We start from the raw sequence: 16,748 nt of genomic DNA, 5'->3' as shown, positions 1-16,748 counted from the left end.
CTCGTCTCAATGGCGCTGGAGCTCGTAATCGATCCTGATCCGCACCCAGGCGCCGACCTGATACTGCCCGCCGAGCCGCGGAGGGCGCACCCTGAACTGCCACGCGGCGGCCAGCACTGCCCGATTGATGTTCGAGCCGCTGGGATATTCCTCAAGCGCGACGCAATCCTCGACCCGGAAATCGGGCACGGTCCGGCACGCAATCAGGCCCCATCCGGGCCCGGTCGCGGTCGAAAGGTATCCGCGAAGCTCGCCCGGGCGCGGCTCGCGGTACCACGCGGCGGCGTAGAGCGGCTCTCCGTTCGGCGCCGTGCCGACGCGTGGCGTGTCGCCGCTCGAGCCGGTGTCCGGCGGTCCGACGGGCGGACCACTCGCGGCAGTGCGCGGCGAGGATGGCGTCTTCACTTTCGACAGATCGAAGGAGGACGGCGCCACCCGCACGACGGGTGCCGCTGAGGGGCTCGGCTCAGCGGGGCGCGGACTCTGGATCGACGGCTGATCCGCCGCCTCGGGTTCGGCCCGGGGGCGTTCGGCGGGTTCGGGCTGCTGCACCTCTTCGCTTTCGGCCTCAGGGGTTTCCTCAGCGCTTTCCGGAGCGGAGCGGGCCTGGAACCGCACCAGCGTGGGCTCTGCTTCGGGTTGCCCCGGATCCTGCAGGCCGAGCGACAGCAACAGCGCGATCAGCAACAGTTCCAGGACAAGCGCCGCGATAACCGCGAGCGCCCGCCGCTTGGGGTCCGGCCGGTATTCTCCCGATGCTGGGCTAATCAACGCATGTCTCGCATCCGGGTGTCCACAGACGAAGGTCTGCGCGGCACGGTCCGGCACCGGGCGCATCGCGGTGAGCAGCCTCATCGCGCCGCCTTGTCGTCACAGTGCTCACCAACCCATCCAACCTACGGATTACACGCGTTCCTCAGCGCCGTGCCGCCGAGGCGATTCAGCGTGCCGTGTATCATCGGAACCCGGATGCGCGATAGGACGTTGCCGCGCGGAAGCTCGGGCGGGCCGCAATTGCCTTCGCCAGGCAATCGGAGTATGGGCGGCTTCCTGCCCCGGTTCCTGCGAAGCCCGACCTGCTTCGCGCGCCGGGGCGCCGTCATTTTGCGCGCAAGGAATTCCCGATGGCTCGTCGCCGCCAGATCTACGAAGGCAAGGCCAAGATCCTCTACGAAGGCCCCGAGCCGGGTACGCTGATCCAGTACTTCAAGGACGACGCGACCGCCTTCAATGCGCAGAAGAAGGGCACGATCAACGGCAAGGGCGTGATCAACAACCGCATCAGCGAGTACGTCTTCACCCGCCTCGCCCATATCGGCATTCCAACCCACTTCATCCGCCGCCTGAACATGCGCGAACAGCTCGTGCGCCAGGTGGAGATCGTTCCCATCGAGGTGGTCGTGCGCAACGTCGCCGCCGGCAGCATCTCCAAGCGCCTCGGGCTGGAGGAAGGCGAGCCGCTGCCGCACACCCTGATCGAATACTACTACAAGGACGATGGCCTCGGCGATCCGCTGATCGCGGAGGAGCACATCGCCTGCTTCAACTGGGCATCGAACGAGGAGATGCAGGACATCTCCAGCATGGCGATCCGCATCAACGATTTCCTGTGCGGCATGTTCGCCGCGATCGACATCCGCCTGATCGACTTCAAGCTCGAGTTCGGCCGCATGTGGGACGGCGACTACAGCCGCCTCATCCTGGCCGACGAGATCAGCCCCGACGGCTGCCGCCTGTGGGACATGACCACCGGCGAGAAGCTCGACAAGGACCGCTTCCGCCGCGACCTCGGCGGCGAGGAAGAAGCCTACCAGGAAGTTGCCCGCCGCCTCGGCCTGCTCCAGAACGACGACGGCGGCCCGGGCGAGGTGTTCGACCTCAACGCCCACCGCGGCAAGCTGCGCACGTCCAAGACGAAGAAGTAAGGCGTTCCTCGATCGAGGAGCTTCTTCCCTGCGCTATGAGAATGCGCGGCTCACTGAGCCGCGCAATCCGTGCACATCACGGCGCCCTAGGCGGGCGTTTCGGCCTCGTCCGACATCTGGCGGGAAAGCACCGATGTTCGCGAGGCCGTGAGCAGCATGTCGCCGCCGCTCGCCGCCGCCGCAGGGCCGATGTCGCGTAGCAGATGGTCGCGGATGTGGTCGGGCACCGCCCCCTCGGCAGCGAACTGATCGTTTGCGGCCATCAGGTCGGCGGCACGTGCATCGTCCGCCTCGAGATCGCCGCTGAGATCGCCGATCCGCTCGAGGATGATGGGATAGGCGGCGGGAAGGCGTAGCGCGTTGAACGCGGTCAGGATGATGCCGTCCAGCAGGTCCGCCTTGGGCATCGGGACTCCGTTCACGACGAGAAAGCTCGGCATCGTCCCGAACGGATCGGAGGCGACGCAGAAGAGCTGCCCCTCGAACGGCAGCGCCCAGCCGACGAAGCGAAAATCGGGATTGCCGAGCTGAAATTCCAGAAGGCCGGTGGCCCCCCGCCGGATGAAGCCATGGTCGTGACAGAAGCGGCCCGGCGCGACGACGGCGGGCCGGGTCACGCGCCAGAACCCCTCGTAGGCCGCGCCGCGCAGATCCGTCATCATGCGCGCGGTGGCGAGGCCCGGCACTTCCGGTGCGACAAACTTCGGCGCTTCATGGGGTACGGTGACGCCGAGCAGGTCCGCGAGTTCGGCAGGCTCCCGCTCCCAGTCGAGCAGAGTGAAGCCGTCCTGCCGCTCGGCAACGAGATGGGTCAGGCGTTCGAGATTATGGCTGGAGGGCCTTACGGCCCCTGAAGCCCAGCGGCCGACCAGCGACTTGTCGACTCCGAGGACGGATGCAAGCCGCCCGCGGCTCATCGACAGCGCCTTGAGCACCAGCCGCAAGTTCGCGGAGAACGCGATCTCCCCCATCGCAATATGATCCCAGAAGAATCGCGCCGATGCAACCTCCTGTGCAACCGTTGCATCGGAACGCGGAATTTTCGTGCCTCGGTTGCGTACGCCGCTGCACCTCACCGCGCCGACCCGCCCCGAATAGGGTCCGCCCCACTCAAAAGGGCGAAGGGGTAGGATCATGTCGAATGCGAAATTCTGGGCCAGGCCGTTCACGGCCGCCGTTCTCGGGAGCACTGCGCTCGTTCTGCTGCCGGATACGGCGTCGGCGCAGACCACGACGATCTGTCAAAGCGTAACGCCCACACCGACGGCGCCTGTGGCCACGGGTGGCGGCGCGATGGCCTGCGGCAGCGCGGCGGAAGCGAACGGCCCGGCGTCCACGGCGGTGGGGATTAGTTCCGAAGCGGACTCCAGCGGCACCGCCATCGGTCACTCCACGACCGCGGGGGCCCAGGCCACCGCGGTGGGCCATGCGGCGGCAGCAAGCGGCGATGAATCGACCGCACTGGGTCTCGCGGCCAGCAGCGGCGGCACACAAGGCACTGCAGTGGGCGGTCGCAGCATCGCGACCGGGAATTATTCGACTGCTGCCGGTTACGGCAGCGTTGCCATGGGCGAATCGGCCACGGCCGTCGGGCACGGCAGTCGCGCGGATGGCATTAACGCGACGACGATGGGCAGTCAGAGCCAGGCAGCCGGAGAGAACAGCGCCGCTTACGGCGTGAGTAGCGCGGCGTCGGGCGTCAACAGCGCCGCATACGGCGGCCACAGCACCGCAAGCGGAGCCAATTCGGTTGCCCTGGGCACGATCAGCACCGCCTCGGATCAATACGCGACCGCGCTCGGGTCGGGAGCCACTGCCAGCAACTTCGGATCGACGGCAACCGGCGCGAACAGCGCCGCCGCCGGTTACGGCGCCACTTCGACTGGCGTCGGGAGCGCGGCGGCTGGCGATGAAGCCGTTGCGACCGGCTATGCCTCCGATGCGGACGGAATCGGGTCGGTAGCGATCGGCTCGCGCAGCAGCGCCGGAGGGGTAGCCGCGATCGCCATCGGTTCGGGCAGCGCTGCCTCCGCCGACGGCGCGACCGCGATCGGCCAGAACAGCACCGCATCGACCGCCAGCAGCGCCGCGTTCGGCTCGGCCGCGAATGCCGCCGGCGTGGGATCGACCGCGCTGGGCACGTTCAGTCAAGCCTCGGGCGAATATAGCACCGGGGTCGGCCTCGGCGCGCAGGCGACCGGCCAATATTCGACCGCGCTGGGTAACGGCAGCAATGCCAGCGGCGTCAACGCCACCAGCCTCGGCCGCAGCTCGATCGCGGGTGAACTGGCTACCGCCACCGGCGGGTATAGCGACGCCTCGGGCGCGCGATCGTCCGCTTATGGCGTCGTCAGCAAGGCAACCGGGGATTCGGCCACCGCCACCGGCTATGCCGCGCAGGCAACCGCCAACAGCGCGACCGCGAACGGCGCCTATGCACAGGCCACCGGCATCCAGTCGACCGCCATCGGCAACGCTTCCGCTGCGACCGGCGCCGCGTCCACCGCGCTGGGCAACGGCAGCCAGGCCGTGAACGGATCGGATACGGCGAGCGGCTACTTCGCCACCGCGAGCGGCGGCCTTTCATCCGCCTACGGTACATTGAGCGAAGCAACCGGCGCGCGTTCCTCCGCCCACGGCGCCTACACAATAGCCAGCGGAGAGAATTCGATCGCCCTCGGTTATGGCACGCAGGCCACCGGCGCCAGCGCAACCGCGACTGGCGTCGCCGCTGTCGCTTCCGGAGCGAGCGGGACCGCCAACGGGTCTGGGGCGCAAGCCTCCGCCGTTATGACGACCGCGATTGGGGCCGGTGCCGGGGCCACGGCCGACAACGCCACCGCGCTTGGCGGCGGCAGCGTCGCGTCGGGGGTATCGAGCACCGCGGCCGGCTACTTCAGCGAAGCCAGCGGCGACCGTTCCTCGGCGTTCGGTATCCAGAGCGAAGCCAGTGCCGAGTCCGCCTCCGCTCAAGGCTATCTCGCAACCGCGAATGCGGACTACGCCACCGCAATCGGCAGCCTGAGCGACGCAACCGGCAATGGCAGCACCGCGCTGGGCTCGGCATCCATGGCGTCCGGCGCCAACAGCGTCGCGCTCGGCGCCGGTTCGGTGGCCGATCAGGACAATACCGTGTCCATCGGCGCTCCCGGCGCGGAGCGCCGCGTGGTCAACGTCGCCGCCGGCACCGCCGACACCGATGCAGCCAACGTCGGGCAGGTCGAAGCGGGTGACGCCGGGACTCTCGCCACTGCGAACACCTATGCCGATGCCGGGGATGCGGTGACGCTTGCCACTGCAAACACGTACGCCGATGCCGGGGATGCGGTGACGCTCGGCGCGGCGAACACGTATGCCGACGCCGGTGACGCTGCCACTTTGGCCGCGGCCAACATGCACGCTAGCACGGGCGACGCGGCTACGCTCATCTCGGCGCAGAACTACGCCGATGTCTCGAGCGCCGCCGCGCTGTCGGCGGCCAACAGTTATACCGACGGGCGCATCAGCGCACTCTCGCTCACCATGGAGGAGAACTTCTCGCTGGTGAATGCCGAACTGGAGCGGGTGGGCGCCATGAGCGCCGCCTTCGCCGTCATCAACGGCAATCCCGCCGGCATGGGCACGAACAACACCAATCGGCTGATGTTCGGTGTCGGCACATACGGCGGCAAGAGCGCCTTCTCGATCGGCTACAGCCACGCCACGAGCGATTCCTTCGCGATCAACTTCGGGTTTGCAACCACGACCGAAGGCGATTCGATGGGCGGCGGCGCGGTCGGTTTCTCGTGGTAAGCGACAGAAAGGAAGCGATCATGCGGAGCATGTTTCTCTTTGCAGCAGCGGCGTCACTGCCGTTTACTGCACCGGCCCAGGCACAGGATCTGGGCGGCATCCTGGGCGGAATTGCCCGCGATGCGCTGGAAGAGGCGGTGTCCGGGACGCAGGAGCCGGCCGATTCCAGCTCCGGTTCCTACGCGCAGGCCCACCCCGACGCTTTCTCCGAAAGCTGGGATTCGATGCGACCTGTCCGCTTCGAGCATGTCATCGAGGGACCGCCTGGGCCGGTGACCCTGATCCTCGACGGCCGCACGGTAGACGGCAACCAGACGGTCGCCGTCTACCGGGTCGACCGCAACGGCGTGCGCATTCCGGGATGGCGGCTGTTCGTGATCACCACCCGCGAAGGCAACAGCGCGACCGGGACGATCACCCTCCCCCCGCCGCCCGAGGGCGAAACGATCGCACGTCAACCGGTCGTTATCGCAGTCGAGAACCTTTCGGGCCGCCGCAGCCGGGGTGAATTCGCCCTGCGGGTCGTGCCCGACGAAAGCGGCGGCCGGTAGCGAGGCCCATTCAGGGCCGGGGCAAATCCGTCCCGGCTTCTTCGGCGAGGCGCTTCGCGAAGGCCTGTTGGTAGGTGTCGGCGTAGGCGGCGCAGGCTTGCGGATCGATGAAGGGATTTGGCTCCCGATCCTGCAGAAGCTTGGCCAGTTTCGCCTCGCCATCCGACGCGCCTGGGTGGGTCGTCAGCAGGATGTCGCAGGGCTGCGATCGCAATCGCTGGAAGGTTTCGCGAAAGCGCGCGGCGGCGCTTCGGTTCGCCGGCGCCGAAAACCGATAGTCGCCAGCCGCCAGCGGGGTCAGGCTGGAGGCGAATACGATATCGGCGCAGTGGTCGCTTTCGCAGGAGCGCCAGGTCCAGCTCATCGACCCGGGCGTGTGACCGGGCGTGGCGAGTGCCGTGACGGTGACGTCTCCCACCTGAAGCTGCTCGCCATCGCGGGCGGCCCGGACATGCTCGACAGCGGGAAAGGGCGGAAGCCATGCCATCTGGGGATCGTCGGGGCCGCTCTTTCCCCTGCGGAGCACCTCGGCCGCCTCGGCGCTGGCGATCACCCGCGCACCGGTGTCGCGCGCCAGCGCCGCGAGCCCGCCGGCGTGGTCGTAGTGCGGCTCGGTGCTGAGGATCAGCTTCACCTCGCCCGGTTCGAAACCGAGACTGCGAATATTGGCCTCGATCTGGCGCACGCCCTGCGGTAGCCCGCCATCGAGCAGGATGAGCCCATCGCTCGTGCGGATGAGCGCAATGTTCAGGCCGCCGAAACCCACCAGATAAGTGTTTCCGAATATCTGTACCGGCTGCTGCGGCGTCAGCCACTCCTGCGCGTGGTCGGGTGCGATGGGCCGCAGGAGAGGATCGTCCTCTCCCTGAGCAGGCGTGGCGGTGGCAAGGAAGGCCGCAATCACACTCATGGCAGGCTTCATCGCTATCTCCTCGGACGATTTGAACGCGCCCCTGGTGACCAATACCGATCGGGTCGACAAAGCATCATTTCTCGACAGAGACATGAGCTGCATTCATGATGACAGCCATGGATCGTGCCCAACTCCCCCTCAATGCGCTGCGCGCTTTCGAAGCCGCAGCCCGGCATCTGAACTTCACACGCGCGGCGGACGAGCTCTGCGTCAGCCAGGGCGCCGTAAGCCATCAGGTCGCCCTGCTGGAGCGCCGCCTCGGGACCGCACTCTTCCGCCGCCTTCCGCGCGGCATCATGCTCACCGACGAGGGGCAGGCGCTGGTTCCGGTCGTGCGGGATGCCTTCGACCGCATCGGTGCAACGCTGGACCGCTACGCGGGCGGGCGGATGACGGAAGTGCTGACGGTCGGCGTCGTGGGCACGTTCGCGGTGGGATGGCTGCTTGAGCGTCTGGACGGCTTCACCCAGGCGTACCCGCACATCGATCTGCGGATCCTGACCAACAACAACCGGGTCGATCTGGCGGGCGAAGGCCTCGACCTCGCGATCCGCTTCGGTGACGGCGCGTGGCACGGGACACAGGCGGACCGGATCATGGAGGCCCCGCTGACGCCACTCTGCACGCCCGCAATTGCGGAACGGCTGGACCGGCCCGAGGCTCTCGCGCGGGAAAACCTGCTGCGCTCCTATAGGGCCGACGAATGGCCCCGCTGGTTCGCGGCCGCGGAACTGGACTGCCCAACCCTGCGCGGCCCCGTGTTCGACAGCTCGGTCCTGATGATCGCCTCCGCCCTCGCCGGACGCGGCGTAGCACTGGCTCCGGCGCAGATGTTCGAGAACGAACTGGCAGCCGAACGGCTCGTGAGGCCGTTTCCGACGCAAGTGAACAGCGGCGCCTATTGGCTCACCCGGACCATGTCCCGCCGGGATACCCCGGCCATGCGCGCCTTCCGCGATTGGCTGGCTCGCGCCGCCGGCGATTTTAGACACCCGGGAATGACGCATTATCACGCCTCGGGATAACTGGCATGCCAGATCTATCATCATAGGTATGCCATAATGGTTGACGATGTGGCCGACCGATCTATGCTACCTCCCAAAATAGACCAATTCTCTGGGGAGGGACGAAATGACTCGTTGCTTTGCAACGCCGGGCCTCGGCATCCGCCGCATCTCTTTCGGTGCCATTCTTCTCGCGAGCAGCACGGCGATCGCCTTTCCGGCGTTCGCGCAGGACGGCGACGCCGAGGCCGAGCCTGCGGCCGACGAGAACACGATCGTCGTCACCGGTCTTCGCGAGACGATCCGGGATTCCATTGCCACCAAGCGAAACAACGACCTGATCGTCGATGCCCTGGTGGCAGACGAGATCGGCGACCTCCCTGCCCTATCGATCGGCGAGGCGCTGGAAACCTTGACCGGCGCCGGCTCTCACCGCGAACAGGGCGGCGCCACCGAAATCGCCATCCGCGGCCTGGGCCCTTTCCTCAGTTCCACCGTGATCAACGGGCGGATCGCAACCAACGGCAGCGGCGACAGGTCGGTCAACTTCAGCCAGTTTCCTTCCGAACTGTTCAACAAGGTCGGAATCTACAAGACGCAGTCGGCCAGCATGATCGAAGGCGGCGTGGCCGGGCAGATCGCTCTCGAGACGGTTAAGCCTCTCGATTACGGCAAACGCCGCATCCAGGGCGAGTTAAAGCTCAACATCAATCCCGACAACCTCGACATCGATGCCGACCAGCGGTTTCAGGACATCGGCTTCCGCGCGACCGGCAGCTACGTCGACCAGTTCCAGATCGGCGCGGGCGAGCTGGGGATCTCCTTGGGATACTCGCACAACGAGTCGACCAATCCGGAGCAGGAAGCGAACGTCAGCAACACGCTCAACTACTGCAAGAACGATCCCGACGACACTTCGAGCGGCGTCTTCGCCACCGGAAACTGCAACTCGGACCGGCCCGACCTGGCGGGAACCGAAGACTTCGTGATCGCGCGGAACAGCTATTCGTATCGCCAGAACATCACCGACGACACGCGCGATTCATTCTTCGGGGCGCTGCAATGGCAGCCCAGCCCCGACGTCGATATCAATGCCGACTTCCAGTATTCCAAGCGCCTGTTCCGCGAACAGCGGCACGATCTCAACTTCTCTGAAGGACGCCGCGTGGATGGCGTTGGTGATGGCGATCACCTCGATTACGACCTGATCACCGGGACCCACGGCGAGCTCCTCCAGTTCACCGGCGAGACCAGCATCGAGAGCAACAGCGAATATCTGGAGCGCGACGAGGAGTATTACGGCGGCGGCCTCTCGCTCTCGGTGCAGGCCAGCGACCGGCTCCGCCTCTCTGGAGATGTTTCATATTCGCAGACCCATCGCATCGAAGAAGCGGTGCAGGTGCGAATGAGAATTCGGGACGGGCTCGATATCTTCGGCAATCCCGATCAGTATCCCGAAGCGATCCAAAGCAACGGCAAGGGGACCGACGACCGTATCGAGACCGCATACCTTATCCGGCGCAACGGCTCCGACACACTGAATTTCGTGGTGCAGGACTTCGACGTCAACAACCACGACCTCTACCGCGACTCCGCTCGCCTGCGAGCCGATCTGGAGCAGGATCGGTACAACAGCGTCTTCGCCGCGCGGAGCGATTTCGAATACGAGATGGACGGCTTCCTCTCGAGCTTCCAGGGCGGCGTTCGCTTTCAGGAATTGAAGTATCGCGACGTTCCGGGCGCGGCTGGAAAGAGCCGCTTCGAACACATTTACAGCAACGAGGCGCTGGCGATCGCCAATCGGGAATGCCGCACCCCGTTCCCGGAAAGCGGCTTCATGTCCGCCGTCAGCGGCGGCAATCCGCTGGTCACGGTCGTCGATGCAGATGGCAACGTGACCTCGACCACCAACACTTTCGCGACGTTCGACGCCCTTTGTCTCGCCCGGACGCTCGAAGCGAACGATCCGACGGGCGAGTTGCACTTCGACGAGGACGGCATTCCGATCTACCCAGACGGGGGCTTCGACTCGATCCAGAACAGCGACGTCAACGAGAAGACCTGGGCCGGTTACATCCAGGCGAATTTCGACGGCGACATCGGCCTTCCGGTTCGCGGAAACTTCGGCCTTCGTGTCATCAACACCAAGGTGCGCTCGAACGGCTTCCGCGGTCAACTGTCCGCCGTCTACGATCCGGATACCGGCGAATTGATCGACATCATCGAGGATACCGATACGCTGACGAGCGTCAGCGGGGGCGGATCGTACACCGAGTTTCTGCCCAGCTTCAACATCACGGGCGAACTCCAGCCCGGCCTGCTCGCCCGTTTCGCGGTTTACCGCGCGCTCTCGCGCCCCGACCCGTCCGCTCTTGGCTATGGCCGCACGTTCAATGCGCTGGTTGACGACGGCAGCCCGATCTACTCGGTGGAGGATGCGATCGGCACCGCCAACGCGACGGGCAATCCATTCACCGATCCGCTGCTGTCGTGGAACTTCGACGCCGCAATCGAATGGTATCCCAACGAAGACACCATTCTGGCTGTCGGCGGATACTACAAGAGCTTCAACGGCGGGTTCGATACCATCGGCCGGTTCGAAACCTTCGTGGTCGACGGGGAGGAGCTCGAAACGCTGGTCACCACCATCAATACGAGCGACGAGATGAGCACGATCTACGGGATCGAGGTCACCGCGGCGCACCGTTTCAGCTATCTGCCCAAGCCGCTCGACGGCCTCGGTTTCAAGCTCAGCTACAACTTTGCCGATTCCGACTTCGAAATTCACGACGACACGCTCGGGGCGATAACCACGGTCAACGACGACGGGACGACCTCGACGAGCGAGGCGCTGATCCCGCCCTCCGGGATCTTCGGCCTGTCGAAGCATGTCCTGTCGGCGCAGGCCTATTACAAGATCGGCAAGCTGCAGCTCCAAGGGGTCTACAAGTATCGCAGCCGCTACTTCCAGCAGTTCGTCGGGACGCCGGGCCGCGTGCGCTACGTCGACGACGCGGGCGTGTTCGAGGCGCGCATCTCCTACGCGCTGAACGAAAACCTGCGCCTGACGGTGGAGGGCCTCAATCTCTTCAACGAACCGCGGACCGATTATCGCGGCACGATCAACGACTTCGGAGCCATCCATGTCTACGGCCCCCGCTATTATGCGGGGATTCGGGCGCGGTTCTAGTGTGGCTCCAACTGGAACAAACTTGCCGATTTGTTTAGGGCAATTGGTGTAGGAGATCCTGCAGGCAATTCGTGCGAAGGTGAGTATGAGCGGTAAGAGGCTTTTCCAATCGGTCGCGGAACAGATCGCTGAACTGATCGACGAGGGCGCGTTCCCTCCGGGAACCCGGCTGCCGGGCGAGCGGGAACTGGCCGAACGTCTCGGGGTGAGCCGGGTCACGATCCGCGAGGCCGAGATCGCGCTTCAGGCCGTCGGTCGGCTCGAGATCAAGACCGGTTCCGGCGTTTACGTGAGCGAGACCCAGCCCGCGAGCCGGGTGACACTGCCGAAGGCGAGCGCCTTCGAAGTCACCGAAGCGCGCCTGCTGATCGAATCCGAAGCGGCGGCGCTGGCCGCGCACAACATCACGGAAGAAGCGATCGCGCGGCTGGAGGAACTCATCGAGCAGATGCGCTCGCCGGACAACGACACGGCGAATGAGGCGGACGAGGCGTTCCACCTGACGATCGCCGAGGCGTCGAACAATGCCGCGATGGTTCACACGATCAAGTCTCTCTGGCGGATGCGCGAAGAGATCCCCGACGTGAAGGCCACGTACGAGGCGGTCTGCGTGCACGATGCCGAGACCCGGACCGCCGAGCACCGGGCGGTGTTCGAGGCGCTGCGTGCTCGCGATTCTGCAGCCGCCCGGTCCGCCATGCGCGACCACTTCCACCGTCTCATCACCGCGATGCTCGATGCGACGGAAAAGATGGCGCTGGAAGCAGTCCAGCAGCGCGCATTGGAGAGCCGCGAGCGCTTCCTGGCTTCCGCCCGGATCGGCTGACCACATTGGTATGACAGAAATAGATAAGTTTGGCATGCCAAACTGATTGACAGCAGGGCGGCAGGCCCTATGGTCGCTCCACAAGCGGATAACGCGTGGGAGGGTGATCATGTTAGGTCGGCTGAGCCTGTGGCTCGCGCTCGTCTTTGCAGCGGCCACGCCGCTGCGCGCCGAGCAATATCTTGTTCGCGACCAGAACGAATATGCCGAGGCCCTGGAGCAGGTGGCCGCGGGCGACGTCATCCTGCTCGCCAAGGGGGAGTGGCGCGACTTCGATCTCGTGGTCACCGGGAAGGGACGCGAGGGAGCGCCGATCACGGTCACCGCGGAAGAGCCCGGCAAAGTCATCCTCACCGGCCACTCGAACCTGCGGATCGGCGGCCAATACATCGTCGTCAGCGGTCTGGTGTTCCGCGACGGCTACAGCCCGCGCGGCGAAGTGATCTCGTTCCGGCGCAGCAAGGACGACGTCGCTCACAACAGCCGGGTCACCCAGGTGGTGATCGACCACTTCAGCAAGCCCGACCGCTACGAATCCGACTACTGGGTGGGGATTTACGGGAAGAACAACCGGTTCGATCACAACCATCTGGTCGGCAAGACCAACAAGGGCGTGACGCTGGCGGTGCGGCTCGACACTCCGGAGAGCCGCGATAACGGCCACCGGATCGATCACAACTATTTCGGCCCGCGGCCCGTGCTCGGCTCGAACGGCGGCGAGACCATACGCATCGGGACGAGCAAGTATTCGATGTTCCGATCGGGCACGATCGTGGAGCGAAACGTGTTCGACCGCTGCGACGGCGAGGTGGAGATCATCTCCTCCAAGTCGGGCGGCAACGTCTACCGGGAAAACCTCTTCCTCCGCTCGCGCGGGACGCTCACCCTGCGGCACGGCGACGACAACGTTGTCGAGCGCAACGTCTTCCTGGGACACGGCAAGGATTACACCGGCGGCATCCGCGTCATCAACCGCAACCAGACGGTGCGCGGAAACTATATGGAAGGGCTGCGCGGAACCGGCTTCGCCAGCGCACTGACGGTGATGAACGGCGTCCCGAATTCGCCGGTGAACCGCTACGTCCAGGTCGAGAACGCGCTGATCGAGCGCAACACCGTCGTCGACAGCACCCGCGTGACGCTCGCCGCTGGCGCGGACGAGGAGCGTTCGGCACCGCCGGTCGACTCGCTCATGCGGGCCAACCTTTTCGCCAGCCCCACGGATGCGAACCTCTTCCAGGTGGAAGACGATATCTCGGGCATCGACCTGCAAGGGAATGTCCTGCTGGGCGAGCGCGAGGCGCGCCCCGCCCCTCAGATCGAAGCGCGCGCCAGCGAACTCGCTCGCGCGGCGAACGGCCTGCTCTACCCCGTCGATCCTGCCCTTGCCGACGTCGGCGCCCCGCGCGACCTGCAGCCCGTCGCCCTCTCCCAGGTGGGCGTGCCCTGGTACGAGAAGCCTGGTGCCGAGCGCGCCTTCGGCTCCTCCGGTGCGGTGCACGAAGTATCGCCGGGGGAGGACTCGCTGGTCAACGCGGTCGCCGCGGCGCGCGAAGGCGATGTGCTGCTCCTCGCCGCGGGCGAATATCTCGTCACCCAGGTGATCCCGGTCGACAAGATGGTGACCGTGAAGGGCGCGCCTGCCGCGCCCGGGGGTGAGGCGATCATTCGTTTCACCCGCCCTGCCCTGTTCGAGCTCGGCGAAGATAGCGGCCTCCAGCTCCAGCAACTGACCATCGACGGCGGCCAGGCCGACGACTCGGTGGGAAATTCGGTGATCCGGACGAACACCGCCGGCGCCGGTGCGAACATGCTCGTCGAGATGAACGACGTCGCCGTGCGCAACCTCACGGTCAACAAGTCCTTCAACGTGCTGACCCTCGGCAAAAGCGTCCTCGCCGACCGCGTCACGATCCGGGCCAGCGAATTTTCCGGCGTATCCGGCACGATCGTTTCCGCCGCCTCGGAGACCGAGGACTTCGGTCAGTACAATGTCGAGTACCTCACGATTGCCGATAGCACCTTCGCCGATATCGGCGGCCCGATCGCCCAGGTCTATCGCGGCGGTACCGATGAGAGCACGTTCGGCCCCTTTGTGGAGATTTCTGGAAACACCCTCTCCAACGTCGGGAAGGCGCCCGCGAGCCATGCCTCGATCCTGCTCCACGGGGTCCAGACCGCCCGCGTGGCGCGGAACGCCTTCGCCGATTCAGCGCCGCTGCGGGTCGTTCACACGGTCGGACGGCCAAAGACGGCGGTGATCGGCAATACCTTCACAGGCACGCCTGAGCCGACATTCAAGGAACTGGTTTTCGACGGCACGCCGCGAGTGGAGCTTGCCGGAAACACCTTCGCCCGGAGGGCGGCCGAATGATCCGTCGCACGTCCCTCCTCGCCGCTACCGCTCTCGTATTGGCGGCGCCGGCAGTCGCCGAAGCAGCTCCGCCCTTCCCGACGCCGTCGGCAACCGACGCCGGGTTGCCACAGCTCTATCGCGCCGAACTGGCGCAGGCGCGCAGCTTCGTGAACGAGATGATGGCGGCAGGCGTGGTCGTACCGGTGCCGAAAGATCCGGGCGGCGGCTACACGCATGAACAGCACAAGCGCAATTACAAGGCGATCTATCTCGCAGGGCAATTGTACCGCATCACCGGCGAGCAGGCCTACGCCGACTATGTCGGCGACATGCTGCTCGCCTATGCGGAGCTCTATCCGACGCTCGGCGACCACCCCGCTCGCAGCAACCAGAACCCGGGCCGGCTGTTCTGGCAGGTCCTCAACGACGCCGTGTGGCTGGTTTATGCGGTGCAGGGCTATGGCGAGATCCGCGACACGCTGAGCGACGCGGACCGCAAGCGCATCGACGATCAGGTATTCCGCCGGGCTGCCGAGTTCCTCTCGGTGGACTCCCGCGCCACGTTCGACCGCATTCACAACCACGCGACCTGGGCGACCGCCGGGGTCGGAATGACCGGCTACCTGCTGGGCGACCAGGATATGGTAGAGCGCGCGCTGCTCGGCTCGGACAAGAGCGGCAAGACAGGCTTCCTGCGGCAAACCGAGCTGCTGTTCTCGCCCGACGGGTATTATACCGAAGGGCCGTATTATCAGCGCTACGCACTGCTGCCGTTCATGGTCTTCGCCGATGCGATCGAGCGTAACGATCCCGACCGGCACATCTTCGAATATCGCGACGGGATACTGCTCAAGGCGCTCTACACCACCGTCCAGCTCACTTACGGCGGGTATTTCTTCCCCTTCAACGACGCGCTGAAGGACAAGAGCCTCAGGACCGACGAGCTCTATCACGGCATCGCCATCGCCTACGGCCGAACGCGCGATCCGGCCCTGCTGTCGATCGCGGAGTTCCAGGGGCGCACGGTGCTGAGCGACAGCGGCCTGCTGGTCGCACGCGATCTGGCGGCCGGCAAGGCGAAGCCGTTCCCCTTCCGCTCCCTCCTTCTGCGCGACGGGCCGGAGGGCGACCGCGGCGCCGTCGCGATCCTCCGCCAGGGCAGCGGGCCGGAACACACCGTGCTGGTCGCGAAGAACAGTTCGCAAGGCATGGGCCACGGCCATTTCGACAAGCTGAGCTGGCAGCTCTACGACAACGGCAACGAGATCGTGCGCGACTACGGCGCGGCGCGGTTCCTCAACATCGAGGCCAAGCAGGGCGGCCGCTATCTGCCGGAGAACGAGAGCTGGGCGAAGCAGACGATCGCCCACAACACCGTCGCGGTCGACATGCGCAGCCACTTCGACGGCGATGACGAACTCGGAGAGACGATCGCACCGCAGCAGCTCTATTTCTCGGACGAGCCGGGGCTTCAGGTCAGCAGCGCGCGGGTCGAGAACGTCCAGCCGGGTGTCGCCCTCCAGAGGACGCTGGTGATGGCGGACATCCCGGGGCTGGAGGAGCCGACCGTTCTCGACCTGATGCGGGCCGCGAGCGACGCCAGCCATACCTACGACCTGCCGCTCCACTACCAGGGCCACCTCATGGAGCTGGCCTTCCCGGTGGAAAGCCATGTCGCTGCCCGCCCCGTTCTGGGGGAGGACAACGGCTACCAGCATATCTGGGTCGACGCGGTCGCGCAGCCCGAAGCCGGCGATGCGGCGATGACATGGCTGCTCGATGGCCGGTTCTACACCTACCGGTTCGTGACCGACGGCACCATGCAGGCGATCCTTGGCGAGAGCGGCGCGAACGATCCCCACTTCAACTTGCGCCGCGAGCCGACGGTGATCCTGCGCGCACGCGACAAGGGCGACTACGCGTTCGTTTCCCTGCTCGAGAGTCACGGCCGTTACGACGGCGCAACCGAACAGACGGTCGCCAGCCGCAGCCGCATCCGCGCCATGCGGCACGAGCGGGTCGACGGTTCGGATGTGGTCCGCCTGACGCTCACGGACGGCAGTCGCATCGCGATCGCTATCTCGCACGATACCGATGAAAGCGCCCGCCACCGCGTGAACCTCGACGGGGAGACGCTCGAGTGGACCGGCTTCGCCGCCGTCATCGCGCTGAAAGCCGAAGGGGAATGACG

At 65.8% G+C, this 16,748-nt stretch carries 11 protein-coding genes; 8 read left to right on the top strand and 3 right to left on the bottom strand.

Annotated features, from left to right (window positions below; genetic code table 11):
* Nucleotides 1-6: 6 nt before the first annotated feature.
* Complete coding sequence (locus JNO53_RS00220; protein WP_203106786.1) at nucleotides 7-855, bottom strand: hypothetical protein; 849 nt, start codon at nucleotides 853-855, stop codon at nucleotides 7-9.
* 269 nt (nucleotides 856-1,124) lie between these two features.
* Here JNO53_RS00220 and purC point away from each other — a divergent pair, with 269 nt between their 5' ends.
* A complete protein-coding gene (purC, locus tag JNO53_RS00215; protein ID WP_203106785.1) occupies nucleotides 1,125-1,925 on the top strand; it encodes a phosphoribosylaminoimidazolesuccinocarboxamide synthase in 801 nt (266 codons plus the stop codon).
* Nucleotides 1,926-2,011: 86 nt separating this feature from the next.
* Here the strand turns inward: purC and JNO53_RS00210 are convergent, their stop codons facing one another.
* Nucleotides 2,012-2,896 (bottom strand): helix-turn-helix domain-containing protein, encoded by an 885-nt coding sequence (locus JNO53_RS00210; protein ID WP_203106784.1) that lies wholly within the window; start codon nucleotides 2,894-2,896, stop codon nucleotides 2,012-2,014.
* 163 nt (nucleotides 2,897-3,059) lie between these two features.
* On the opposite strand from JNO53_RS00210, the gene JNO53_RS00205 reads away from it, so the two are divergent.
* Together JNO53_RS00205 and JNO53_RS00200 are read left to right on the top strand one after the other, a co-directional pair.
* Nucleotides 3,060-5,717, top strand: coding sequence for a YadA family autotransporter adhesin (locus JNO53_RS00205; RefSeq protein WP_203106783.1), 2,658 nt, complete (start codon nucleotides 3,060-3,062; stop codon nucleotides 5,715-5,717).
* 20 nt (nucleotides 5,718-5,737) lie between these two features.
* Nucleotides 5,738-6,268, top strand: coding sequence for a hypothetical protein (locus JNO53_RS00200; RefSeq protein WP_203106782.1), 531 nt, complete (start codon nucleotides 5,738-5,740; stop codon nucleotides 6,266-6,268).
* Nucleotides 6,269-6,278: 10 nt separating this feature from the next.
* On the opposite strand, the gene bla is transcribed toward JNO53_RS00200, so the two are convergent.
* Complete coding sequence (bla, locus tag JNO53_RS00195) at nucleotides 6,279-7,190, bottom strand: subclass B3 metallo-beta-lactamase (protein WP_203106781.1); 912 nt, start codon at nucleotides 7,188-7,190, stop codon at nucleotides 6,279-6,281.
* Between the two features lie 107 nt (nucleotides 7,191-7,297).
* On the opposite strand from bla, the gene JNO53_RS00190 reads away from it, so the two are divergent.
* From JNO53_RS00190 to JNO53_RS00170, 5 genes are all read left to right on the top strand, one after another.
* Complete coding sequence (locus JNO53_RS00190; RefSeq protein ID WP_203106780.1) at nucleotides 7,298-8,206, top strand: LysR family transcriptional regulator; 909 nt, start codon at nucleotides 7,298-7,300, stop codon at nucleotides 8,204-8,206.
* 106 nt (nucleotides 8,207-8,312) lie between these two features.
* Nucleotides 8,313-11,375 carry a TonB-dependent receptor gene (locus tag JNO53_RS00185; protein WP_203106779.1) on the top strand — a complete coding sequence of 1,021 codons (3,063 nt, stop codon included), beginning with the start codon at nucleotides 8,313-8,315 and terminating at the stop codon, nucleotides 11,373-11,375.
* Nucleotides 11,376-11,460: 85 nt separating this feature from the next.
* Nucleotides 11,461-12,201: a FadR/GntR family transcriptional regulator gene (locus JNO53_RS00180; protein ID WP_203106778.1), complete on the top strand. Its 741-nt coding sequence runs from the start codon at nucleotides 11,461-11,463 to the stop codon at nucleotides 12,199-12,201.
* 109 nt (nucleotides 12,202-12,310) lie between these two features.
* Nucleotides 12,311-14,575 carry a polysaccharide lyase 6 family protein gene (locus JNO53_RS00175; RefSeq protein WP_203106777.1) on the top strand — a complete coding sequence of 755 codons (2,265 nt, stop codon included), beginning with the start codon at nucleotides 12,311-12,313 and terminating at the stop codon, nucleotides 14,573-14,575.
* A complete protein-coding gene (locus tag JNO53_RS00170) occupies nucleotides 14,572-16,746 on the top strand; it encodes an alginate lyase family protein (RefSeq protein WP_203106776.1) in 2,175 nt (724 codons plus the stop codon). The genes JNO53_RS00175 and JNO53_RS00170 overlap by 4 nt, the downstream gene beginning before the upstream one ends.
* Nucleotides 16,747-16,748 lie beyond the last annotated feature (2 nt).

The sequence above is a fragment of the Altererythrobacter sp. C41 genome (genome assembly GCF_016803135.1).
Lineage (GTDB): Bacteria > Pseudomonadota > Alphaproteobacteria > Sphingomonadales > Sphingomonadaceae > Pelagerythrobacter.
Note: the sequence above shows the minus strand (reverse complement) of the source record. Positions and strands in the feature narration are given on the sequence as shown.